The following is a 24035-nucleotide window of genomic DNA, read 5'->3' as shown; positions in this document are numbered from 1 at the left end:
CAGTTAAGGTGCGGACGGTGTCGGCAAAGTTACGCTTGCGGTGTTCCTGAAGGCAATCCGAACTGAACATGAAGCGGGTCGCCCATCACCGCGGCAAGGACACCAGCAGCTCACCGCGGGGATCATGCGGAACTCGCTCATGTCCATGCCGCCCATGTCCATGTCGTTGGCGAGCCAGAGCACATAGCTCCATGTCCGCGTGACAATGATGTCGATCGCGTCGCCGACGACCCAGCGATCGCGCCGCAGCACGGCTTCCAGAGGGCTAGCCACGTAACGCCTATTGATGCGGACCGTGACGCCGCGGCGAGCGCCAGAACCGGCCCCTCCAGGCTGCCCTCTTCCTCACTAGTCCAGCGCAAGACTTGAGACGGTTAGACGTGTCGCGGCTGGATGATCCGACAGATACGCCGCGTATGCCTGCTTCAGGCCATCGTGAAGCGACGTCGTCGCGCGCCAGCCGAGCTTGGCGAGACGGCAGACGTCGAGCAGCTTGCGCGGCGTGCCGTCGGGACGCGAGGTATCGTAGGTGATTTCGCCGCGATAGCCGACGATTTCGGCCACCACGCGCGCGAACTCGGCGATGGTGTTGTCCTCGCCGGTGCCGATGTTGACCAGCTCGGCTTGCGAATAGGTCTTCATCAGGTGCACGCAGGCATCGGCCATGTCGTCGACATAGAGGAACTCGCGCCGCGGCGTGCCGGTGCCCCACACGACGACGCTCTTTGCGCCGGAGACCTTGGCCTCGTGGAAGCGCCGGATCAACGCGGCAACGACGTGGCTCAGTTCAGGGTGATAATTGTCGCCGGGACCGTAGAGATTGGTCGGCATCACGCTGATGAAGTCGCTGCCATACTGGCTGCGATAGGCTTCCGCCATCTTGATGCCGGCGATCTTGGCAATGGCGTAAGGCTCGTTCGTCGGCTCCAGCGGGCCGGTCAGCACAGCATCCTCGCGCAGCGGCTGCGCTGCGAGCTTCGGATAGATGCAGGACGAGCCGAGGAACATCAGCTTCTCGGCGCCATTGACGTGCGCGGCCTGGATCACGTTCGCCGCGATCGCGATGTTGTCGTAGATGAACTCGGCGCGCAGCGTGTTGTTGGCGACGATGCCGCCGACCTTAGCCGCGGCCATGAAGATGACCTGGGGACGCACGCGCGCGAACCAGTCGAACACCGCGGCCTGATCGCAGAGATCGACCTCGCGCCGGTCCACGGTGACGAGTTTCACGTCCTCCCGCGCCAGCCGGCGCACCAGCGCGGCACCGACCATGCCGCGATGGCCGGCGACGTAGACGCTTTTGCCTGTCAGCTCAAACGGTGCGCTTACCACTTGCGACGTCCCGTTTGGCCTCGGCCAGATCGCTTGCCATCATCTCTTCGACGAGTTGCGCAAAGGTCCGCTTCGGCTTCCAGCCCAGCACCTGACGCGCCTTGCTGGCATCGCCGATCAGCAGATCGACCTCGGTCGGGCGGAAGTAGGTCGGATCGATCTTCACCACCGTCTTGCCGCTCTTGGCATCGACGCCAGTCTCGTCGACGCCTGTGCCGCGCCATTCGACGCGGCGGCCGACCTGCGCGAAGGAGAGCTCGACCATCTCGCGCACCGAGCGCGTCTCGCCGGTGGCGAGCACGAAATCGTCGGGCTTGTCGGCCTGCAGGATCATGTGCATGCCCTCGATATAGTCCCGGGCATGGCCCCAGTCGCGCTTGGCCTCGAGATTGCCGAGATAGAGCGTCTGCTCGAGCCCGACTTCGATGCGCGCCACGCCGCGGGTGATCTTGCGGGTGACAAAGGTCTCGCCGCGGATCGGGCTCTCATGGTTGAAGAGGATGCCGTTGCTCGCGAACATGCCATAGGCTTCGCGGTAGTTCACCGTGATCCAGTAGCCGTAGAGTTTGGCGACGCCATAGGGCGAGCGCGGATAGAACGGCGTGGTCTCCTTCTGTGGAATCTCCTGCACCAGGCCGTAGAGCTCGGAGGTCGAGGCCTGGTAGAACCGCGTCTCCTTCTCCATGCCGAGGATGCGGATCGCTTCCAGCAACCGCAGCACGCCGATGCCGTCGGCGTTCGCCGTGTATTCCGGGCTCTCGAAGCTGACGGCGACGTGGCTTTGGGCGGCGAGATTGTAGATCTCGGTCGGCCGGATTTGCTGCATCAGGCGGATCAGATTGGTCGAATCTGTCATGTCGCCGTAATGCATCAGGAACGGCACGTTGCCGGCATGCGGATCCCGATAGAGATGATCGACCCGCGCGGTGTTGAACGAGGACGAGCGCCGCTTGATGCCGTGCACGACATAGCCGAGCGACAGCAGATGTTCGGCGAGATAGGCGCCGTCCTGCCCGGTGATACCGGTGATGAGCGCGATAGGTTTATTCATCCTACAGCTCGCTCCCGCCGAAGCGAGCCCGCCTGAAGCGTGTCGAGCGGAATATCCGCCTGCGGCTGCAATTGGTTCTGCATGACGCGCAGCGTGCTGCCGTCGATCAAAAGCGTAGCTGTCGCGGTGTATTGCGAGGGGGTGACGAGCAGGTACAGCAGGCCGATGGCTATTGTCGCGGCAGGCACGATGAGAATGATCCAATATTGCCGCCGAGCCAGTCTGGACGGCTGGTCGATCAAGGCCGATATCGAGGACGAAGCTTCGTCCCGCCCACCGCTGTAGCCGATACGGATTCTGTGCGACGGCATATCCATTGACAGTCGCATAACTCTACCGGCTAGGAGTATCTCGGCTCATGGTCTTGGCGTGACCAAGCACCGCCCGCTGCGCCGTGACGCCAGCCCCGTAACGTTGATTGCCTTCTGTAGCGAACAAACAATACACCTTTGCAACAGTTTGATATGAAGTGATGTAGGTGCCTCGTCCAGTATGTTGTGCGTTATCGTGTTGGATGGCGCTGGATATTCCGCACCGTCCTTCGCGCGCCAAACCCTACTCATTTGCCGGAATGCCCAGAGCACTCGGGTATGCCGAACGCGTCTCGTCCGTTCTGACCTGTTCTTCGAAAGCTCGCTTGAAGTCTCGCCAGGCGAGCCGTCGACCAGGCATTCGACCGAAACCAAGGAACCTCCGAACGGATTGGTAGGCGCGGAGGTGAGATGGGAGGATCTCAAAGCACCACCTTTTCTAAGACACTTTTGGGTTGGAAAGGCACCTCATGCGTTGACGGACCTATGCAACCTATTGAAATCGCTGGAAATCCGACCGCCCTCCGAGCGCGCCATAAACCTACGTTTGCAAGTTACCGGTATCCGCGACGAACAGAGTCGATAACGACAGTCAGCCCGAAACCATTTTGCGCCCTTGGGGACCTTCGCATCCGACTCTGTTGGTGACGGCTTTCGAACCATTAGCGGACGATTGAGAGGCAACCCGGCGAAGCCCGCTTATGACCCAAAGTCGACTTCGCCGCGCTTCAATCCTTCAGCGCATAGGCGATGATGTAATCGCCACGCTTGGTGCCGAACGAGCCGTGGCCGCCGGCCGCGGTGACGACGTATTGCTTGCCGTCGACCTCGTAGCTCATCGGCGTTGATTGGGCGCCGGCCGGCAGGCGGTCTTCCCAGATCACCTTGCCGTCGCGCACGTCGTAAGCCCGGATCGTGTACTCGTAGGTCCCGGTGTAGAACGCGACCCCGCCGGCGGTCGTGATCGGCCCACCCAGCATCGGCACGCCCATCTTGAAGGGAAGCGGCAGCGGCGTGGTGTCCCTGATCGTGCCGTTGGGATGCTGCCAGACGATCTTCATCGTCTTCAGATCGATCGCGGCCATGGATCCCCATGGCGGCCGGTAGCACGGCACGGAGAGCGGCGAGAGGAAGCTCCGGATATCCACGCCGAACGGCGTGCCATACATCGGCTGCGTCCCGACCTCGCTGCCGACCGGCTTCTCGGCCGTCGGTGCGGGAGGATTTTGTGGACCGCGCGGAATGAGCCTCGAGGCAAACGGCAACGACATCGGATTGGCGATGGCGATCTGTCTCACCGGATCGACCGCGATGCCGCCCCATTCGAACATCCCGAGATTGCCCGGAAAGACCAGCGTGCCCTGCAACGACGGCGGCGTGAACGTGCCCTCGTAATGCAGCCGGTGGAACATGATCCGGCACAGCAGCTGGTCGAAGATCGTGCCGCCCCACATGTCCGCGCCGGTCAGCTTCGCCTCAGGCCGGAATGTCAGCTCGGAGAACGGCTGTGTCGGCGCGGTGCGGTCGCCGGGCGCGGCGCCTTGCGGCACCGGGCGCTCCGGCGCCGGTACGATCAGCTCGCCGGTCCTGCGATCGAGCACAAAGATGTTGCCGACCTTGGTCGGCTGGATGATCGCGGGAACGACGCCTTTGGCCGTGGTCACATCGACCAGGCTCGGCTGTGAGGGCACGTCCATGTCCCAGAGGTCGTGATGCACCGTCTGGTACGACCAGGCGCGCTTGCCGGTGTTGACGTCGAGCGCGACGATCGAGCTCGAATAGCGCTCGACCAGCGCGTTGCGGTTGCCTCCCCAGATGTCGGGCCCGTTGTTGCCGGTGGGGATGTAGACCAGGTTCAATTTCGGATCGAACGAGGCCGCGATCCATGAATTCGGCGAACCGTTGGTGTAGTGCCGCGTCTGCGACGGCAGCTCATTCTCGTCCGCCGCGCCGGAGTCCCAGACCCAAACCAGCTTGCCGGTATAGACGTCGAAACCGCGGATCACGCCCGAAGGCACTTCGACCGCATAATTGTCGATCACTGCGGCGGCGACGACGAGGATCTTGTCGCTGACGAGCGGCGGTGACGTCGGCTCGAAGAAGCCCGCCGTCTTGATCCCCATGCCCTGCTGGAGGTCGAGGCTGCCATGATCGCCGAAACTCTCACAGAGCTTGCCGGTGTCGGCATCGAGCGCGATCATGCGCCCGTCATTGACGGGGAGGAAGATTCGCCGGGGGCATTCGGCGGGCGCGGGACTGCCGCTGCTGTCGACGGCGCCTGCCGCAGTCTCATGGTAGGAGACCCCGCGGCAGGTCATATGCTGGAACGTCTTGTTGAACACCAGCTTGGGATCGTATCGCCAACGTTCCTTGCCGGTCCTGGCGTCGAGCGCAAACAGCACCTGGTGCTGGGAACAGAGATAGAGCGTGTCGCGTATCTTGATCGGCGTGACCTCGAAGGTGGTCTCGCCGGAATCCTCCGGCGTCGGGACGTCGCCGGTGCGGAAGGTCCAGGCGACCTGGAGCTTGCCGACATTGTCAGGCGTGATCTGCTTCAGCGGCGAATAGCGCTGTCCGAATTGCGTACGACCATACGCCCGCCAATCGGCATCAGGCTGAGGATCGGCTTCGCTTTGCTGTACGGCCGCGCCGGACGCGGCGATCGTACCGTTGATGTCGTGATAGCTCGACAGAAGGGCGATGACGAGTACGACCGAAGAAGCGGCTACGCCGATCCAGAGTGGCAGCGTCGCGCTGAGGTAAGACACCGGCTCGTCTCGCAACAGGGCGCGAACGATCACCGGCGTCAGCATCCAGAGCGCCATGGGGACGACGATGTCGCCGCGCGATGCGAGCGGCCACCAGTCGAATTGCACCTCGAAGAGGGCCCACGCCAGTGTGCCGACCAGCACGATCGCAAACAGCCACAGCGCCGAACGGCGCTGCGCCAGCAACAACGCGCCGGTGGCGATGATGCCGACGCCGAGAACGATGTAGAAGATGGATCCGCCCAGTGTGGCGAGCCAGAGGCCGCCTCCCGCGAGGACCAAGCCGATCAAGGCGTAGACGAGACCCGTGATAAAGACTGCCCTGGATCGCTGCATGGCTGCTCCGGCGCACAAAAGGGATTGCGCCTGTGCAGCGCAAGCGCAACAGACGACGTCCACTTTCTAGGACTGTGGTCCAATCAACCAGAACTCGCAACCGTCAACTGCTGCATTCATGTAACATCTGCGCGCAAAGCCGCGACGCACTAGGCCGCGGACGCAAAGTTCTTATAAATACGCACGTCATGTTTGACGTGCGCGTCCGCAGCGACGCCGACCTCGGGAGCCACCTCCGTCATGTATCTCGGCATCGATCTCGGCACTTCGGCAGTCAAGACCGTTCTCGTCGATGGCGCGCAGCGTGTGATTGCGAGCGAGAGCCGGGCGCTGACGATTGCCTCGCCGCAGCCCGGTTATTACGAACAGGATCCGGCGCAGTGGATCGAGGCGACGTTTGCCACGCTCGATGCTTTGAGGGCATCGCACGGAAAACAGCTGGCGGCGGTCGAAGGCATCGGACTGTCCGGGCAGATGCATGGCGCCACGCTGCTCGATGCGAACGACAAGCCGTTGCGACCCTGCATTCTCTGGAACGACGGACGCTCCGCCAAGGAGTGCCGCATCCTGGAGCAGCGCTGGCCCGCCTTGCGCGCGATCACGGGCAACAAGGCGATGCCCGGGTTCACCGCGCCAAAACTGCTCTGGATCGCGGCGCACGAGCCGGAGATTTTTGCGGCGACCACACGGGTCCTGATGGCGAAGGCCTATCTGCGGCTGGTGCTATCGGGCGAGGCGATCGAGGATGTCTCGGACGCGTCGGGATCGCTGTGGCTCGACGCGGCGCGCCGGGACTGGTCGGATGCGGCATTGGCCGCGACCGGCCTGTCGCGCGCGCACATGCCGCGCCTGGTCGAGGGTTGTGCGCCCGCAGCTACATTGCGCAGCGAACTGGCGCAGCGCTGGGGCATGGCGCGGTGCCCGATGATCGCGGGCGGCGCCGGCGATAATCCAGCGGGTGCCGTCGGCATCGGCGCAATCAAGCCCGGAACCTCGTTCATCTCGCTGGGAACCTCAGGCGCCTTGCTGGTGCCGACCAGCCATATCGCCGCCAATCCGGACCGCGTGGTCCACACATTCTGCCATGCCATCCCCGGAATGTGGATTCAGGCCGGTGCGATCCTCTCGGCGGCTTCGTGTCTGGCCTGGGCGTCGCGGTTGTTCGGCGTCGCGGAGGGCGAGTTGCTGGCGCCCTTGGGCGCGCGCCCGCGGGCGCCGTCTCCCGTGAGCTTCCTGCCTTATCTCGCCGGCGAGAGGACACCGCATGACGATCCCGTCGTGCGCGGCATGCTTGATGGCTTGAGCCACGGCACCGACCGCACCGCGATCGTGCAGGCCGTGCTCGAGGGCGTGGCCTTCGCGCTCGCCGATTGCCGGGACGCGCTGAGCGACGCCGGCATCGCGGTTGCGGAGGCCGATGTCATCGGCGGCGGTTCGCGGTCCCGGTTCTGGCTGTCCGTGCTGGCCAATGTTCTCGATGTTCCGATTCATCGCTTTGCCGACGGGGAAACCGGAGCGGCGTTCGGTGCGGCGAGATTGGGGCGGCTTGCTGTCACGGGCGAGGCAATCGAAACCGTCTGCACGCCGCCGCAACGCGTCGAGACTTTCGAGCCTGATCGCGTGCTGGTCGAGGCCTACGCCGAACGGCGTCCCGCCTGGCGTGAATTGTATCGGCCGCGCCACTAGCATCGCTTTGGTTGCGCATTTTGGCCTGTTCGCTGTTGCCCTGCGCGACGGGCTTTTGTTTAATGGATGAACCGCGCTCGAAAACGAAACGCGGACAGGAAACGCATTGTGCGCCGGGAGGCACGATGAACGATCCGATCCTCGAGATGCGGGGAGTCTCAAAATCCTTCTTCGGCATCAAGGCGCTGCGTGCGGTCGACCTGACCGTCTATGCCGGCGAGATTCATGCCTTGATGGGCGAGAACGGCGCCGGCAAATCGACCCTGATGAAGATCCTGTCGGGCGCCTACCGGCCCGATCCCGGCGGCGAGATCCGCATCGAGGGCAAGCCGGCGCGGATCGAAGGCCCGCTTGGCGGCCGTGCCGCGGGCATCTCGATCATCTATCAGGAACTATCTTTGGCCCCCAATCTGAGCGTTGCGGAGAATATTTATCTCGGCCGCGAGATGTCGCGTTCAGGTTTGCTGGCGCGCGGTGCCATGCGCGAGGGCGTTGGCCCGATCCTGGAGCGGCTGGGGGCGGACTTCCTGCCGTCGACACTGGTCGCGCATCTTTCCATGGGCCAGCGCCAGCTGGTCGAGATCGCGCGTGCGCTGCACGCGCGCTCGAAAATCCTGATCATGGACGAGCCGACCACCGCGCTGTCGGCCGGCGAAAGCGAGCGGCTGTTTGCGCTGATCCGTCAGCTCCGCGCCGAGGGGCTTGCCATCATCTACATCTCGCACCGCATGGACGAGGTCTATGCGCTCGGTGACCGCGTCACCGTGCTGCGCGACGGCCGCCTGGTCGGCTCGCTCGACAAGCAGGACATCCGTGCCGACGCCATCGTTCGCATGATGGTCGGGCGCGACGTCTCGTCGTTTTACAAGAAGGATCATGATCCCGAGGCCGGGAAGGGGCATCCCGTGCTCAGCGCCATCGACATGGCGGACGGGCTGCGCGTCAGGGGCTGCTCGCTCACCGTGCATGCGGGCGAGGTGGTGGGGCTTGCGGGCCTGATCGGCGCCGGCCGCACCGAGCTTGCGCATCTCATCATCGGCGCGGCGCCAAGACTTTCGGGCCGTCTCGAACTCGAAGGCCAGCCCATCGAGATCCGCACGCCCGGGGAAGCGCTCGACGCCGGCATCGCCTATCTGACCGAGGACCGGAAGGCGCTTGGCCTGTTTCTGGACATGTCGTGTCTGGACAACATCAATCTCGCCGTGCTTGGGCGCGATGCCAAGCTCGGCTGGTTCCTGGATCGCGACAAGGCGCGCGAGCGTGCCGACAGGGCGTTTGCGGGGCTCAGCATCCGCGCCGCCAATGTCGGCGTGCCCGCCGGTGGCCTCTCCGGCGGTAACCAGCAGAAGGTGCTGCTGTCGCGGCTTCTCGCCATTGCGCCAAAGGTCCTGATCCTCGACGAGCCGACCCGCGGCGTTGACGTCGGCGCCAAGTCCGAGATTTATTCGATCATCGACAATCTTGCCAAGGCCGGTACCGCGATCCTCGTCATCTCGTCCGATCTGCCTGAAATCATCGGCATCTGCGACCGGGTCATCGTGATGCGGTCGGGACATGTCGCGGGCGAAGTCAGGCGAACCGAGACGGCGCCATTAACCCAGGAAGACATCATGGCCCTCGCAACGGGGACGGAGCATCTCGATGCCTGACAACGGATCGACGCCGGCGAAGGCCGCCACGGCAAACGGCCTTGCCGCCGCGCAGGAGACCAAGCGACAGCGCATCAGGCTTCTGATCCGCGCGGCCGGCATGCTGCCGGTGCTGCTGCTGCTATGCGCCGGCTTTCACTATCTGTCGGACGGCCGTTTCTTCACCGGACAGAATCTCGGCATCGTCCTGCAGCAGGCTGCCGTCAACACCGTGCTTGCCGCCGGTATGACTTTCGTCATCCTGACCGGCGGCATCGATCTCTCGGTCGGCTCGATCCTGGCGGCGTCGGCAATGGCTGGCCTGACGATGTCGAAACTGCCCGACTTAGGTGCGCTGTGGCTGCCGGCCGCGGTTCTCACCGGCCTCGGCTTCGGAATCGTCAATGGCGCGCTGATTGCGCTGCTGCGCCTGCCGCCCTTCATCGTCACGCTGGGCTCGCTCACCGCCGTGCGTGGCCTGGCGCGGCTGCTCGGCGCCGACACCACGGTGTTCAATCCGTCGATTCCCTACGCCTTCATCGGCAACGGTTCGCTGACGCTCATCCCCGGCGTGGCGTCGATCCCATGGCTCTCGGTGATCGCGTTGCTCGTCATCCTGGTCTCGTGGCTGGTGCTGCGCCGGACCGTGCTCGGCGTGCATATCTATGCAGTGGGCGGCAACGAGAGCGCGGCACGGCTTGCCGGTATCAAGGTCTGGGCCGTCGTGATCTTCGTCTATGGCGTGTCGGGGTTGCTGGCCGGCCTTGGCGGCGCCATGCAGGCCGCGCGGCTCTACGCGGCCAACGGTCTGCAGCTCGGGCAAAGCTACGAACTCGACGCCATCACCGCCGTCATTCTCGGCGGCACGTCGTTCGTCGGTGGTATCGGCTCGATCTGGGGGACGCTGGTCGGCGCGCTGATCATCGCCGTGCTCTCGAACGGCCTGATCCTCACAGGTGTCTCCGACATCTGGCAATATGTGATCAAGGGTCTCGTGATCATCGGCGCCGTGGCGCTGGATCGCTACCGGCTGCAAGGCTCAGCCAGGACCTAAACGGCTTTGCGCGCATCTGAGCGCGCGGTGTGAGATTCGGTTGCGGCAACTGGTCTGCCGTACCGGGGATGAAGACAGACCAGGGAGGAAGCCAATGTTGAAGACGATTTCGCTTGCCGGCGCCGCGATGGCGCTCGCTCTCACCACCGTTCCGTCCTCTGCCAAGGAGCTCAAGTCGATCGGCGTTTCGCTCGGTTCGATGGGCAATCCGTTCTTCGTCGCGCTGTCGAAGGGCGCCGAGTTCGAGGCCAAGAAGACCAATCCCAATGTAAAGATCACCACCGTCGGCTTTGAATACGACCTCGGCAAGCAGGTCACCCAGATCGACAATTTCATCGCCGCCGGCGTCGACCTGATCCTGCTGAACCCCGGCGATCCCAAGGCGATCGGGCCGGCCATCAAGAAGGCGCAGGCAGCGGGCATCGTCGTCGTCGCGGTCGACACCGCGGCCGAGGGCGCCGATGCCACGGTGACGACCAACAACGTCCAGGCCGGCGAGATCTCCTGCCAGTACATCGTCGACAAGCTGGGCGGCAAGGGCGATGTCGTCATCGAGAACGGCCCGCAGGTCTCCGCCGTCATCGACCGCGTCACCGGCTGCAAGAATGTGTTCGGCAAGAATCCCGGCATCAAGGTGCTGTCGAGCGATCAGGACGGCAAGGGCTCGCGTGAAGGCGGCCTCACGGTTGCGCAAGGTTATCTGACCCGCTTCCCCAAGATCGACGCCATCTTCGCCATCAATGATCCACAGGCGATCGGCACCGACCTTGCAGCGAAACAGCAAAACCGCAGCGGCATCATCATCACCGCGGTCGACGGCGCGCCTGACATCGAGGCCTCGCTGAAGGATCCGGCGTCACCGCAGGTCCAGGCGTCGGCGTCGCAGGACCCGTTCTTCATGGCGCGGCGCGCCGTGCAGGTCGGCGTCGGCATTCTCAACGGGCAGAAGCCGGCCTCGACCGTCGAGCTGCTGCCGTCGAAGCTCGTGACCCGCGACAATATCAAGGATTACAAGGGCTGGACCTCGGACCGTACGCAGTAACACGAGCTGCAAGGGGCGGCGATCTTGCGACGAGATCGCCGTCCACTTACCCTCGCTGGATCGCCCGCTTCGGCACCGTCAGGACCATCGGCACCGCAACGGCGAAAATCGCGGCGCCCATGATCCACACGAGCCCGGTCCAGCCCGGCCGGGACAGGCCATAAATCCCGCCGAACGCGAGCGGGCCGAAGATGGCGGCGAGGCTGACGAAGCTTGCGACGACCCCCTGCAATTGGCCCTGGCGCTCGCCATCGACGGCCTTCGACTGCAGCGCGCGCAGTGCAGGCGCACTGATGCCGCCGAACGCGATCAGCGGGATCAGCGCGAACGCGATCCAGCCCGCTTGCGCGAAGGCGAGCACGAGGAGGGCGATGGCCTCGCAGCAGATGCCGAGAAGCAATGTGCCGCGTTCACCGAGCCATCCCGTCAGTGGCGCAATGGCGAAGGCCTGCACCAGGGCAACCAATGCGCCGAAGATGCCGAGCGAAATGCCGATATCGGTCGCGGTCCACTGGAAGCGATCCGTGACGAAGAGCACCCAGACCGTGCTGTAGGTCTGGCCGACGAGACTGACGAGAAGAAACACGAGCAGCAGCGGGATCAGCGTGCGAAAGCTCATCGCCCAGCGCAGCGGGGCGAACGGGTCCAGCGTCCGCCATTCGAACGGCTTGCGCTCGGTGCGGTGGGTCTCCGGGAGAACGAACAGCGCGATCAGGACGTTCACGCCGCTCAACGCCGCAGCGGCGAGAAACGGTGCGCGCAGCGAGATGTCGCCGAGCATGCCGCCGATGACAGGACCGATGACGAAGCCGGCGCCGAAGCAGGCGTGGAACAGGCCGAAGCGGCGGGCGCGCATCGCCTCCGGCGTGATGTCTGCGATGGTCGCGGTGATCATCGCGACGCCCGCCGCCGTCAGGCCGGCGATGGTGCGGCTGACGAACAGGAGCCATAGATAGGGCGTGAAGGCCATGACCAGATAGTCGATGGTCGAGCCGGCGAGGGCGAGCAGCAGCACCGGCCGGCGGCCGAGCCGGTCCGACAGGACGCCGAGCACCGGGGTGACGACGAATTGCGTGAACGCGTGCAGCGCCAGCAGCGTCCCGTAGAGCGCGGACACGTTGTCGGTGTCGGCCATCGCGCGCAGCAGATTTGGCAGCGTCGGAAAGATCAGCGCAATGCCTGATGCCTCGAGGGCGGCGCAGGCGAGGATCGCTGCGAGCGGCCGGCTCATGGGATTCTTTCGCCCGTCAGTCAGCCGACACACCTTCCGCCAGCGCGGACGGTGCAAGCGGTGGGGCCTCTGTCCGGTGGATGGGATCGATTAGATCAGGTGCCGCCCATTTGGCGTGTGCTGCTTCCACCGTTCGAGCGACGGCCTCGTCGTCTGCAGGCGCCATCGCGGTCAGAAGGTCCGGGCGCTGGCGTTGCGCGATCGCGAGGTAGGGATCGTTGGGGATCGGGTGCCAGAGCCAGTAAGCCGCGGGTTGCTCTACGGTGAAGCCATCGACGTGGGCCGCAATCTCTTGTGTGAACTCGGACGCGGCGGTCTCGGCCGGCATCCAGGTTCGGTACTCGATCGGAGCGAGAATGTTCATCGAGAAGCCCGCCGCGTCGCGGCGTGAGGCGAAGCCGGGCAGGACCAACGTGCCGGTCCGCGCATAGCGCGCCGGTCCGGGTGGATAGCGGAAGTCGGAATCGTGGGTCTTGACGGTGATGCCGGCATATTTGGCGCTGGGGTAGACGTCCACGACCATGAAGACGACGCCGTTGTTCTGAAGCACCCTGGAGATCTCGGCTCCGGTATTGCGTCTTGCAAACGCAATCGGCGTGGCCGCGGTCGCGCTCCGGCCTGCATAGATCCAGCGTTCGGTCGGCGTCGGCTGGCGACCGATCGAATAGACGAAGCCGACGTTGAAGCCGCGGTCCCTGAGGTGGGCCGCGAACAGTTCGAGACTGCCGATGTGGGGCACGGCAATGATGCAGCCATTGCGGGATTTCGAGAGCGCCCGTGCGAGACGACCAAGCGCCGCCTTCGGGATCTTCGCTTCAAGGCTCATCGCCCTGTCGCGATCCTGCTGCAGATTGGCAAGGTCGAACAGGACGGTGACCCAGGCCGCCAAGCCGTCGATCACGTGATCGGGCGTCGCGGTGCCGCGGCGAATGATGCTCTGGCGCAGAAACATGTTGTTGCGCATCGTGCTCGGGAGTTGCGCGATCACGCTTGCGATTTCGCGCGCAACATCCACCTGGCGCGCGACGGGGACGATGGGGGCCAGGCCGTCGACGAGGTTCACGACGGCAGTCTGGATATCTCCGTGCTCACGGGGAAAGGGGCGTGGATTGGCCTCGCGCGGATCGGTGACTGCTGCTGTTTCCCGGAACGTCACTTGAACCTCAAAACCCGTCAAATCATGCGGGAAAATCTCACCACAGAAGTGTTACCAGCGTCTCAAGGTTTCCCTGCAGCGACCGGCGGCATCCTCGCCCGCGCGGGGCCAATTCCTCGGAAAAAGAACGGTGCACCGCCATAGTGGGTTGACCCCGGCGAACGATATGTCAGAGAGAGGGACGGCTTCTCGGACTGAGCTGGAAGCCGGCGCCCCGCCGGGGCATTTTGGGAGCAGTTACTGATATGGCTGAGCGGGTCGCTCTCATCACCGGTGTGACCGGCCAGGACGGCGCCTATCTCGCCGAACATCTGCTGTCGCTCGGCTATGTCGTCCACGGCATCAAGCGCCGCTCATCCTCGTTCAACACCGCGCGTGTCGACCATCTCTACCAGGATCCGCATGTCGGTAACGTGCCGTTCCTGATGCATTACGGCGACATGACGGATTCGACCAATCTGATCCGCCTGGTGCAGCAGATCCGGCCGACCGAGATCTACAACCTCGCCGCCCAAAGCCACGTCGCCGTCAGCTTCGAAAGCCCCGAATACACCGCCAACGCCGACGCCATCGGCGTGCTGCGCCTCCTGGAAGCGATCCGCATCCTCGGCATGGAGAAGGAGACGCGGTTCTACCAGGCCTCGACCTCCGAGCTCTACGGCCTGGTGCAGGAGGTCCCGCAGAAGGAGACCACGCCGTTCTATCCGCGCTCGCCTTATGGCGTCGCAAAGCTCTACGGCTACTGGATCACGGTGAACTACCGTGAAGCCTACGGCATGTTCGCCTCGAACGGCATCCTGTTCAATCATGAGAGCCCGATCCGCGGCGAGACCTTCGTCACCCGCAAGATCACGCGCGGCGTGGCGCGCATCGAGGTCGGCCTCGAGCAGACGCTCTATCTCGGCAATCTCGAGGCCAAGCGCGACTGGGGCCATGCCCGGGACTATATCGAGGGCATGCACATGATCCTGCAGGCCGACAAGCCCGACGATTTCGTGCTCGCCACCGGCGAGACGCGCTCGGTGCGCGAGATGGTCGAGCTCTCCTTCGCGCAGGTCGGTCGTCGCGTCGAGTGGCGCGGCACCGGCGTCGAGGAGACCGGCATCGATGCCAAGAGCGGCAAGACGGTGGTGAAGATCGATCCGACCTACTTCCGCCCGACCGAGGTCGATCTTCTCATCGGCGACGCCAGCAAGGCCCGAAAAGTGCTCGGCTGGAAGCCGAAGCGGACCTTTGCGCAGCTCGTCGAAGAGATGGTGGCGAGCGATCTGGCCGAGGCCAAACGGGACATCGCAAATGGCAAGCGTACCGTTTGAGCTGAAGGGCAAAAGCGTTTATGTCGCCGGCCATCGTGGCATGGTCGGTGCCGCGCTGGTGCGCCGGCTGGCGCGGGAGGACGTGAAACTCGTCACGGTGGACCGTCGCGAGGTCGATCTCTGCAACCAGGCCGCAGTGTTCGACTGGTTTGCGAAGGCGCGGCCGCAAGTGATCTTTCTCGCCGCGGCCAAAGTCGGCGGCATCGTCGCCAACAACACGCTGCGCGCCGAGTTCATCTACGACAACATCGCGATTGCGGCGAACGTGATTCAGGCCGCGCAACAGAACAACGCCGAGAAGCTGATGTTCCTCGGTTCGTCCTGCATCTATCCGAAGCTCGCACCGCAGCCGCTGCGCGAGGACTCCGTGCTGACGGGCCCGCTGGAGCCGACCAACGAACCCTACGCCATTGCCAAGATCGCCGGCATCAAGATGGCGGAGGCCTATCGCAGTCAGTATGGCTCCGACTTCATCAGCGTGATGCCGACCAATCTCTATGGCCCCGGCGACAATTATCACCCTGAGCTGAGCCACGTCGTCGCCGCGCTGATCCGTCGCTTCCACGAGGCAAAGGTCTCGGGTGCGAACAGCGTCGTGGTCTGGGGCACCGGCACGCCGCGGCGCGAATTCCTCTATGTCGACGACATGGCCGATGCCTGCGTGCACCTGATGAAGACCTATTCCGGCGCGGACCTGATCAACATCGGCACCGGCGAGGACATCGCCATTGCAGAGTTCGCACGCGTGGTCGCCGGGATCGTCGGCTATCGCGGCGAGATCAGTTACGACACCTCGCGCCCGGACGGGACACCGCGCAAGCTGCTTGATATTGGCCGTCTGGAAAGGCTCGGCTGGCGCGCGACGACGTCGCTCGAAGATGGCCTGAAGCGTGCCTATGCGGCGTATCAGGCTGCCGCCTCGGTTCCCGCGCAATAGTCTTCACACGATCAGCCGTCCGCGCCGCCTGGCGATCCCGATCGTGACCTCGGCGCCCGCGTTGAAATCAAGGCGGTCGGCCTCGACGCCGTCGCTGAAGATGACGCCGTTCTCCGCCATCAATGAGCGGATGCGCAACTGCTCCTCAATCGCGAGCCGGCCGCAGACGAGATTGGTCTGCGAGTGCCGGCTGGGGAATGGCTCGCGCACGGCAAAGCGCAGCTCGGGGGCGTCCCAGGGCAGGGCGTCGTAGCCGGCCAGCGGGGGAGGATGGCCGAAGCTGCCGGCGATGGCGAGCGAACCGGTGACGATGCTCTTGAACCACGCGGTCGATCCGAGCCCGGTTGCCACGATCAGTCCGCTCGAGGATTGACGCTCCGTCGTCCCGCCGGCCGCGATCTCGTAGATCGCCGAGACATGCGTGCGGGCGCCGATGAAGAGATCGTTCACGGCGTGCAGCACCTGGCCGTCGCTGAGCCGTGCTTCGGCCATGGTCACGGCCTGGCTGTTGCGCCTGTCGGCGGCGACCTCCGGCAGCAGTTTCGCGAGGTCGCCCGGCGCGAAGGGAAGGAGGATGCCGTCGTAACGCGCAGGGTCCGGGTTGAGCCCGATCAGCGGATGGTCGTCGAGATATTTCATCGTATTGGCGACGACGCCGTCCTGGCCGAGCGCGACCACGATGTCGTCAGGCGCGAAGATGAAGGTCGGCAGGAAGCCGCGCTCGATGACCTGATAGCGCCCCCATTGCTCCAGCACCTGCAGCGTCGCATGCCGCTGCGCATGATAGACCTCGTGCTCGCGCTCATAGTCGGAGAAGTCGGCGCCGAGATGCTCGACGTAGAAGCGCGCCTGTGCCGCCGTCAGGTAACGCGCGACCAGGTCTTCCAACCTGGTCTTGCGCGTCACCAGCACGATCTTGCGGTCATTGGCGGCGGGCATTGGCGGCCTCCGGCTTCGGCTTCTCGATCAGCTGGCTGAGCAGGTCCGGCGAGACGTTGAGCTGGCCGATCTTCTCGGCCTTCTCGGCGATGCCGGAGAAGGCTTGTGCGATCAGCTGTCCCGGCTGCATCCCTGCGGCGGCGAGCGCCTGGATGACGCGGGTGTCGACGCCCTCGAAGATCTTCATCAGCGCGCCGACGCGATAGGCCTCGGCGTCCGCCAGCGTCCTGGTGTTCTCGGCATTGAGGCCGACGAAATCCTTGCGCTTGCCTTCCAGCACGATGTCCGCGGCCATGCCGGCCTGGCGTAGCTCGTTGCGCTTGGCGGCGACGCTCGCCTCGGCATCCATCTGGGTCTCGCGGATCGAGCGCTTCTTCTGCTCGACCGCGATCTCGGTGTCGAGCTCGCTCTCGCGAATGGCGCGCTCCTGCTCGACGGCGAAATTGCGCCGGGCGAAGATCGCCTCGTCCGCGGTCCTCAGGATGGCTTCGCGCGCCTGGGCTTCCAGCGCCTTTGCGGTATCAGGCGCCGGCTTGATGCCGCGGATCGACACGCCGAGGATTTCGAGGCCGAGCGCTTCGATGTCGGCGCGCCCGCGCAAGCCGCCCGCGATGATATCGGCGATGTGGTCGGAAGCCTGCAGCGCGTCCTTCAGCGTTAATTCCTTGATCGCCTGCTGCGCGAGCACCTCGACCGTGCCGAGAATGCGTTCCGGCAGCTTTTCCGGATCGTCGGTCTCATAGGTCTTGCCGTCGGACTTCAGGGTGAAGTTGAGCATCGAAGCCGCCTTCTTCGGCTCGCTGACGCGATAGGTGACATGGCCCTGCACGGTCAGCGTCTGAAAGTCGCGCGCGATCTGCTGGAAGATGAAGGAGGCGTCGCGACTGCCGACGGGCACGGCGACGAGCGTGGTCACCGGGCCATAGTAGAACGTGGAGAGGCCGGTGCCCTCGGCGACGACTGCGCCGGCGCGGTACTTCATCAGATAGGTGGTGGGCTGCGCCTTGACGAACCTGAGGCCGAACATGGCTTACTCCTGTCATTGACTATAAGTTGGTCTGGGCAACTAAGTAAGTTGGACTGTACAACTAAGTATGCTACTGTCAAGCCGGAACAGGGGAGGTCGCCTATGGCGGGTGAAGCTCGGGTCGAAGGGCTTGGAAAAGCAGGACAATTGGACTTCCCGCGACCCCTGACCACGGTCGACGTCGCGATCTTTGCGATTCTCGACGACAGACTCCAGGTACTGCTGGTGCAGCGCCCGGCCGGCGACGGTGAACCGTTCCCCCTGAGCCTGGCGCTGCCGGGTGGCTTCGTCGACGTCGCGAAAGACCGCGATCTCGCAGCCTGCGCGGCGCGCAAGCTGAAGGAGAAGACCGGCGTCACGAGCCCTTATCTGGAGCAGCTTGGAAGCTGGGGAAGCGCTGCGCGCGACCCGCGCGGCTGGTCGGCAACCCACGCCTATTTCGCGCTCATCCCGGAAGAGGCGGGCGTACTCACACCTGATGCGCGTTGGTTTCCGATTCGAGACGGCAGGCTCAAGGAGAAGCTCGCCTTCGACCACGGCGACATCCTCGCAACCGCAATCCAGCGCCTGCGCAACAAGGTGGAATACACCTCGCTGCCCGCTTATTTGATGCCTGCCGAGTTCACGCTGCCGGATCTGCAGCGCGTCTACGAGATCGTGCTCGACCGTCCGCTCGAAAAGAGCGCCTTCCGTACCCGGATATTGTCGGCCGACATGATCGAGCCCGTCGCAAAGATGCGGCGCGGCCCGAACCGCCCGGCGCAGCTCTATCGCCTGAAGAAGGGCAGGGAGCCCGTGTACTTCGTGCGGACCTTCAATCCGCCGGAGTAGCGCGCTGAGGGTTTGCGCGCACGGCCGCGGCCCGGGTGCTCCGGCACAGCTAACATCATGTTAGGTTTATCGCATAACTGGGTAATTGTGTTAGCCCGGCGAAAGCCTATTGTCGCGTTCAATCAAGTAGCTATCGGCAGTGACAAACGCTTGCGGAGAGTCCGTAGAGCGCGCGGAATGCGCTGCCCAATTTCTCCAAGAAGCCCGCCAAGGGACACACAGCAAACCAGTGGAGGAATTTTGAGATGACCGCGATCCAAGACATGAGTCAGTCCAGGAAGGCCGCTGCGAGCGGCTGGATCGGGTCGGCTCTCGAATATTATGACTTCTTCATCTACGCGACCGCCGCGTCGCTGGTCTTCCCGCAAGTCTTCTTCCCATCGGAAAATCCCACCGTCGCGATCGTCGCTTCGCTTGCGACCTATGGCGTCGGCTATGTGGCTCGCCCGATCGGTGCCTTCGTCCTCGGGCATTGGGGCGACACCCATGGCCGCAAAACGGTTCTCATCGTCTGCATGTTCCTGATGGGCATCTCGACCATGGCCGTGGGTATCCTGCCGACCTATCAGCAGGTCGGCATCCTGGCGCCGATCCTGCTCGTCGTCCTGCGCCTGATCCAGGGATTTGCCGTGGCCGGTGAAATCTCCGGCGCAAGCTCGATGATCCTGGAGCACGCGCCGTTCGGCCGGCGCGGCTTCTATGCGAGCTTCGCCCTTCAGGGCGTGCAGGCCGGACAGATCCTCGCAGCCGCCGTCTTCCTGCCGCTGGCGGCCTACATGCCGAACGACGCCTTCAACAGCTGGGGCTGGCGGATTCCGTTCCTGCTGAGCTTCTTCGTCATCGTCGCCGGCTACATCATCCGTCGCGAAGTCGACGAGACGCCTGCCTTTGCCCGCGAGGGCGAGCGGGGAGAAACACCGCGGGCGCCCATTGTTCAGGCCATCACGCTGAGCTGGCGCGACATGCTCAGGGTCATCTGCATGGCGCTGATGAACGTCATTCCGGTCGTGGCGACCATCTTCGGCGCGGCCTATGCGGTGCAGCCGGCCTACGGCATCGGTTTTGCCAAGGACGTCTATCTCTGGATCCCGGTGCTCGGAAACATGCTGGCCGTGTTCGTCATTCCCTTCGTCGGCAATCTCTCCGACAAGGTCGGCCGCAAGCCGCCGATCATCGTGGGCGCGCTGCTCTCCGGTCTGCTCGCCTTCGGCTATCTCTATGCCATCAGCATCAAGAACGTGCCGCTCGCGATCCTGCTGTCGCTGTTGATGTGGGGCGTGGTCTATCAGGGCTACAACGCGATCTTCCCGAGCTTCTACCCGGAACTGTTTCCGACCCGCACCCGCGTGTCGGCGATGGCGATCTCGCAGAACATCGGAACGACGATCACGGCATTGCTTCCGGCCCTGTTTGCGACCGTGGCGCCTCCCGGCTCGGCCAACATTCCGTTGACGGTCGGGGCGATCGCCTTCGGCATCACGGTCATCGCGGCGCTGGCGGCCGTCTCGGCGCGGGAAACCTACCGGATCAGCATCGACGATCTCGGCAATCCCAAGGCCGTTCCGATGCCGCGGGCCGACTATGAGCGGCAGCGTGCGGGAGCCGCGAGCGGTGCGACCGCAGTTCCCACCTGATAAACGGCTGAAGGCAATGCCGCTGCAATCGATCGTGTTGCAGCGGCAGGGCCTTATGTGACTACATATTCGAACTTTGTGCGCGCGAGCGCGATCATCATGAGGTCAAGGGATGAACCCCGTCGTCGTTGCTGTCGCCATCACCGGCTCCGTTCCGCGCAAGAAGGACAATCCGGCGGTGCCCATCCTGCCGTCCGAACAGATCGAGTCGACGCAGCGGGCCTTCGAAGCCGGCGCCACGCTCGCCCATATCCATGTCCGCAACGATGACGAGACGCCGTCATCCGACCCGGAGCGCTTTGCCCTGGTGCAGCAGGGGATCAGGAAGCATTGTCCTGACATGATCGTGCAGTTCTCGACCGGCGGGCGGGGCCGCGATCCCTCGGCGCGGGGATCATCGCTCTATCTCAAGCCCGACATGGCCTCGCTCTCGACGGGATCGGTGAACTTTCCGACGATTGTCTACGAGAACAGCGCAGCCCTGGTCGACACGCTCGCGACCGGGATGAAGACGAATGGCATCCGCCCGGAAATCGAGATCTTCGATCTGTCGCATCTGCATGGCGCGCGCCGCCTGATCGAGGCCGGGCTGATGGATGCGCGTCCGCACGTGCAATTCGTCATGGGCGTCAAGAACGCGATGCCGGCCGACGAACATGTCCTCGACATCCTGCTGGCCGAGCTCAAGCGGCTGATCCCGCGGGCGACCTGGACTGCGGCGGGGATTGGACGCCATCAGGCGGAGGTCATGGACTGGGCGCTCAAGCGAGGCGCCGACGCGGTTCGCACCGGGCTCGAGGACAATGTCAGGATCGACAAGACGCGGCTCGCGGCGAGCAACGCGGAGCTCGTGACCATCGCCGCCGAGGCCGTCACACGCCATGGCCGGCGCGTTGCAACCGCGGCCGAGGCGCGGTCCCTGCTCGGGCTCGCAGGATAGGGCTACTGCCTGCTCCTGACATGCTTCTGGCTGCCTTCTGCCATTCGGAACCGACATTCCCGTGAGCTGAGTCTCCGGGTAAGACAGGCCTACAGGCGTGATCGGCGCCTGCCGGGCAGGCGACGAGTGGAATGCGGTTCTTGAAATCTGACAGCAGGCTCATCGGGGTCCTGCTGGTGCTGGCAATTACCCAACTCATCGGATGGGGGACGATCGGCCTTCCGGCCGTGGTCGGCCGCGACCTCGGGGCCGATCTCGGGCTGAGCTTGCCGGCGGTGTTTGCGGGCAGCTCAGTGCTTTATGTCACCATGGGCCTGTGCGCGCCCTGGCTTGCCAAGGCCTTTGCGCGGCACGGTGCCCGCAAGGTGATGATGGTGGGCACTGTTGTCTCCGTGCCGGGCTACATCGTTCTGTGTTTCGCGCGCGACCCGGTGCTCTATTTCGCCGGCTGGGTCATTCTCGGCATGGGCGGCAGCGCCACGCTGTCGACCGGCGCCTATATCATGCTGAACGAGGTCGCCGGACGGGGCGCCAAGAATGCCATCGGCGGGCTGATGCTGGTGACGGGACTCTCCAGCAGCATCTTCTGGCCGACCACGTCGTTTCTCAGTGGTTGGCTCGGTTGGCGCGGGACCTGTCTCGTCTACGCGGCGATGCTGCTCGCCATCAACCTTCCGCTCTATGCGTTTATCGCGCCACGCCGGAAAATTGCGGCGGATGATGGCGGCGAGGCAGCCCAGGCTGAGCCGCCCCCTGCGATTCCGAGAAGCACTTTCGGTCTGGTCGTCTGCGTGATCACGATGAACGCCTTCGTCAATTTCGGCATCGGCGCCATCCTGATCGAGCTGTTGCGGGCGGAGGGCCTTGCGCCGGCGCAGGCGCTTGCATTCGGCTCGATGCTGGGCGTGATCCAGGTCAGCGCCCGCGGCCTCGATTTTCTCGGCGGTGGCCGGTGGGACGGCATCACCACTGGGCTCGTCGCCGGCACGGCGTTGCCTGTCGCCATGGTGCTGCTGATGCTGAGCGAGGGCGCGACCTGGGCGGTCGCGACCTTCATCCTCCTCTATGGCGCCGGCAGCGGCGCGATGGCGGTGGCGCGGGCGACGATCCCGCTCGTGTTCTACGACCAGGCCGAGTTCGCGAAGGCAATGTCGATGATCGCACTGCCGCTCAATCTGGCGTCCGCGATCTCGCCGCCGCTTCTGGCCGGCCTGCTCACCCAGTTCGGCAGCCGCGGCGCGCTTGGGCTCACTTTGGCCTTTTCCTGTGCGACCGTGCTGATCCTGATCCTGCTGGGCCGGCGTCGTCCGCATCTGGCCGCAGCACCTGCGACCGGGTAATTCGCAACGCGGAATTCGCCGCCGCAGCCTACCGCTGCTGCGGGGCGGGGGATGGCCGTATGCCCAGCGCGCAGTGCTCGGGACCGCAAAATGGTGTATCCGCAGGAAGCGCGGTCCGCGACATCGCCGCTGCGCCAAGATCCAGTTCCCCCGGAGGAAATCGACATGTCGGCCCTGCCGCTCTCAGGCATCAAGATCCTTGATCTCACGCGTGTGCTCGCCGGGCCCTTGTCGGCCCAGATGCTGGGCGATCTCGGCGCGGAGGTGATCAAGATCGAGCGGCCCGGCACCGGCGACGACGCGCGCGCCTTCGGCCCGCCTTACCTGACCGATCCCGAGGGCAAGGCCAACAACAACAATTCGTTCTATCTCTGCGCCAACCGCAACAAGAAGTCGGTCACCGTCAACATCGCCAAGCCCGAGGGGCAGGCGATCATCCGCGAGCTCGCGAAGGACGCCGACGTCTTCATGGAGAACTACAAGGTCGGCGATCTCAAGCGCTACGGCCTCGACTACGAGACGATCAAGGCGATCAATCCGAAGATCATCTATTGCTCGGTGACCGGTTTCGGCCAGACCGGCCCCTATGCGCCGCGCGCCGGATACGATGCCATCCTGCAGGCGATGGGCGGCCTGATGAGCGTCACCGGTCATATCGACGGCGAGCCGGGCGAGGGCCCGATGAAGGTCGGGCCCTCGATCGTCGACTACATGACCGGCATGAACACCTCGATCGGGCTCTTGTCGGCGCTCTACCATCGTGACGTCAATGGCGGGCAGGGACAGCACATCGACGTCTGCCTGTTCGATACCGTCATCGCCTCGCTGTCGCACTGGCTGCAGATCTACCTCGTCAACGGCAAGATGCCGCCGCGCCGCGGCACCTGGGGCAATGGCGGCATGCCGGCCGGCGTGTTCCGCTGCACCGACGGCGAGCTGATGCTGGTGGTCGGCAATGACGGCCAGTTCCGGAAGACCTGCGCCGTGCTCGGCGAGCCGGAGCTTGCGAGCGATCCGCGCTTCGTCAAGAACAACGATCGCGTCGTGCACGGCAAGGAGATCATGGCGATCTTCGCCGGCCTGTTCCTGAAGAAGCCGGTGGCCTATTGGCTGGACAAGCTCGAGGAGGCCGGCGTGCCGTCGGGTCCGATCAACAATTTCGAGCAGGTGTTTTCCGATCCGCACGTGCAGTCGCGCGGCATGCGGGTGAAGGTCGACCATCCCTTCGAGCCCAATCTGTCGCTGATCCGCAACGCGCTGACCTTCTCGGAAACTCCGGTCGAGACCTACCGCGCCCCGCCGCTGCTCGGCGAGCACACGCAGGAGATCCTCGGCGGCAAGCTCGGCTATGATGCCGGGAAGATCGAGGAGCTGAAGCAGCAGGGGATCATCTAGCGCCTTACGAAGCGGCGCGCGCTCTTACCCTCTCCCCTTGCGGGAGAGGGTGGATCGCCGCAAGGCGGCGAGACGGGTGAG

19 protein-coding genes are annotated in these 24035 nt (G+C 64.4%); 11 read left to right on the top strand and 8 right to left on the bottom strand.

Annotation, left to right across the window (positions count from 1 at the left end; genetic code table 11):
• Window positions 1-348: 348 nt before the first annotated feature.
• From NLM32_RS29200 to NLM32_RS29185, 4 genes are all read right to left on the bottom strand, one after another.
• Window positions 349-1332, bottom strand: coding sequence for a GDP-L-fucose synthase (locus tag NLM32_RS29200; protein WP_309144863.1), 984 nt, complete (start codon window positions 1330-1332; stop codon window positions 349-351).
• A complete protein-coding gene (gene gmd / locus NLM32_RS29195) occupies window positions 1313-2383 on the bottom strand; it encodes a GDP-mannose 4,6-dehydratase (protein ID WP_254132222.1) in 1071 nt (356 codons plus the stop codon). Before gmd (NLM32_RS29195) ends, NLM32_RS29200 begins: the two co-directional genes overlap by 20 nt.
• Entirely contained in the window at window positions 2380-2700 is a 321-nt protein-coding gene (locus NLM32_RS29190) for a Wzz/FepE/Etk N-terminal domain-containing protein (RefSeq protein ID WP_254132221.1), read from the bottom strand. Before NLM32_RS29190 ends, gmd (NLM32_RS29195) begins: the two co-directional genes overlap by 4 nt.
• Before the next feature lie 722 nt (window positions 2701-3422).
• The gene (locus NLM32_RS29185; protein ID WP_254132220.1) at window positions 3423-5798 is read right to left on the bottom strand and encodes a glucose/quinate/shikimate family membrane-bound PQQ-dependent dehydrogenase; all 2376 of its coding nucleotides are present in this window, start codon (window positions 5796-5798) and stop codon (window positions 3423-3425) included.
• Between the two features lie 240 nt (window positions 5799-6038).
• Between NLM32_RS29185 and xylB the strand changes: the two genes are divergently transcribed.
• The 4 genes from xylB (at window position 6039) to NLM32_RS29165 (ending at window position 11208) form a co-directional block, all read left to right on the top strand.
• Window positions 6039-7484 carry a xylulokinase gene (gene xylB, locus NLM32_RS29180; RefSeq protein WP_254132219.1) on the top strand — a complete coding sequence of 482 codons (1446 nt, stop codon included), beginning with the start codon at window positions 6039-6041 and terminating at the stop codon, window positions 7482-7484.
• A 125-nt stretch (window positions 7485-7609) separates the two neighbouring features.
• Window positions 7610-9133: a sugar ABC transporter ATP-binding protein gene (locus NLM32_RS29175; RefSeq protein WP_254132218.1), complete on the top strand. Its 1524-nt coding sequence runs from the start codon at window positions 7610-7612 to the stop codon at window positions 9131-9133.
• The gene (locus NLM32_RS29170; protein WP_254132217.1) at window positions 9126-10166 is read left to right on the top strand and encodes a ribose ABC transporter permease; all 1041 of its coding nucleotides are present in this window, start codon (window positions 9126-9128) and stop codon (window positions 10164-10166) included. Before NLM32_RS29175 ends, NLM32_RS29170 begins: the two co-directional genes overlap by 8 nt.
• A 94-nt stretch (window positions 10167-10260) precedes the next feature.
• Complete coding sequence (locus tag NLM32_RS29165; protein WP_254132216.1) at window positions 10261-11208, top strand: ABC transporter substrate-binding protein; 948 nt, start codon at window positions 10261-10263, stop codon at window positions 11206-11208.
• Between the two features lie 46 nt (window positions 11209-11254).
• On the opposite strand, the gene NLM32_RS29160 is transcribed toward NLM32_RS29165, so the two are convergent.
• Entirely contained in the window at window positions 11255-12439 is a 1185-nt protein-coding gene (locus NLM32_RS29160; RefSeq protein WP_254132215.1) for a TCR/Tet family MFS transporter, read from the bottom strand.
• Window positions 12440-12455: 16 nt separating this feature from the next.
• Window positions 12456-13595 (bottom strand): lysophospholipid acyltransferase family protein, encoded by a 1140-nt coding sequence (locus tag NLM32_RS29155; protein WP_254132214.1) that lies wholly within the window; start codon window positions 13593-13595, stop codon window positions 12456-12458.
• Between the two features lie 245 nt (window positions 13596-13840).
• Here NLM32_RS29155 and gmd (NLM32_RS29150) point away from each other — a divergent pair, with 245 nt between their 5' ends.
• Both gmd (NLM32_RS29150) and NLM32_RS29145 read left to right on the top strand, forming a co-directional pair.
• Window positions 13841-14911, top strand: coding sequence for a GDP-mannose 4,6-dehydratase (gene gmd, locus NLM32_RS29150; protein WP_254132213.1), 1071 nt, complete (start codon window positions 13841-13843; stop codon window positions 14909-14911).
• A complete protein-coding gene (locus NLM32_RS29145) occupies window positions 14892-15848 on the top strand; it encodes a GDP-L-fucose synthase (RefSeq protein WP_305884101.1) in 957 nt (318 codons plus the stop codon). Before gmd (NLM32_RS29150) ends, NLM32_RS29145 begins: the two co-directional genes overlap by 20 nt.
• Window positions 15849-15851: 3 nt before the next feature.
• On the opposite strand, the gene NLM32_RS29140 is transcribed toward NLM32_RS29145, so the two are convergent.
• Window positions 15852-16787 (bottom strand): sugar kinase, encoded by a 936-nt coding sequence (locus tag NLM32_RS29140; protein ID WP_254132212.1) that lies wholly within the window; start codon window positions 16785-16787, stop codon window positions 15852-15854.
• Window positions 16771-17814: an SPFH domain-containing protein gene (locus NLM32_RS29135; RefSeq protein ID WP_254132211.1), complete on the bottom strand. Its 1044-nt coding sequence runs from the start codon at window positions 17812-17814 to the stop codon at window positions 16771-16773. Before NLM32_RS29135 ends, NLM32_RS29140 begins: the two co-directional genes overlap by 17 nt.
• Window positions 17815-17916: 102 nt before the next feature.
• On the opposite strand from NLM32_RS29135, the gene NLM32_RS29130 reads away from it, so the two are divergent.
• The 5 genes from NLM32_RS29130 to NLM32_RS29110 all read left to right on the top strand — a co-directional run bounded on the left by NLM32_RS29130 (window position 17917) and on the right by NLM32_RS29110 (window position 23954).
• Complete coding sequence (locus NLM32_RS29130) at window positions 17917-18645, top strand: NUDIX domain-containing protein (protein ID WP_254132210.1); 729 nt, start codon at window positions 17917-17919, stop codon at window positions 18643-18645.
• Window positions 18646-18890: 245 nt separating this feature from the next.
• Window positions 18891-20279, top strand: a complete 1389-nt coding sequence (locus tag NLM32_RS29125; protein WP_254132209.1) for an MFS transporter — start codon at window positions 18891-18893, stop codon at window positions 20277-20279.
• Window positions 20280-20391: 112 nt separating this feature from the next.
• Entirely contained in the window at window positions 20392-21219 is an 828-nt protein-coding gene (locus NLM32_RS29120; protein ID WP_254132208.1) for a 3-keto-5-aminohexanoate cleavage protein, read from the top strand.
• Window positions 21220-21350: 131 nt separating this feature from the next.
• Window positions 21351-22559, top strand: a complete 1209-nt coding sequence (locus NLM32_RS29115; RefSeq protein WP_254132207.1) for an MFS transporter — start codon at window positions 21351-21353, stop codon at window positions 22557-22559.
• A 165-nt stretch (window positions 22560-22724) separates the two neighbouring features.
• Entirely contained in the window at window positions 22725-23954 is a 1230-nt protein-coding gene (locus NLM32_RS29110) for a CaiB/BaiF CoA-transferase family protein (protein WP_254132206.1), read from the top strand.
• The last annotated feature ends 81 nt before the right edge of the window (window positions 23955-24035 follow it).

This window comes from Bradyrhizobium sp. CCGUVB14 (assembly GCF_024199935.1).
In the GTDB taxonomy this organism is placed as follows: domain Bacteria; phylum Pseudomonadota; class Alphaproteobacteria; order Rhizobiales; family Xanthobacteraceae; genus Bradyrhizobium.
This window is presented reverse-complemented; position numbering and strand designations above follow the sequence as displayed.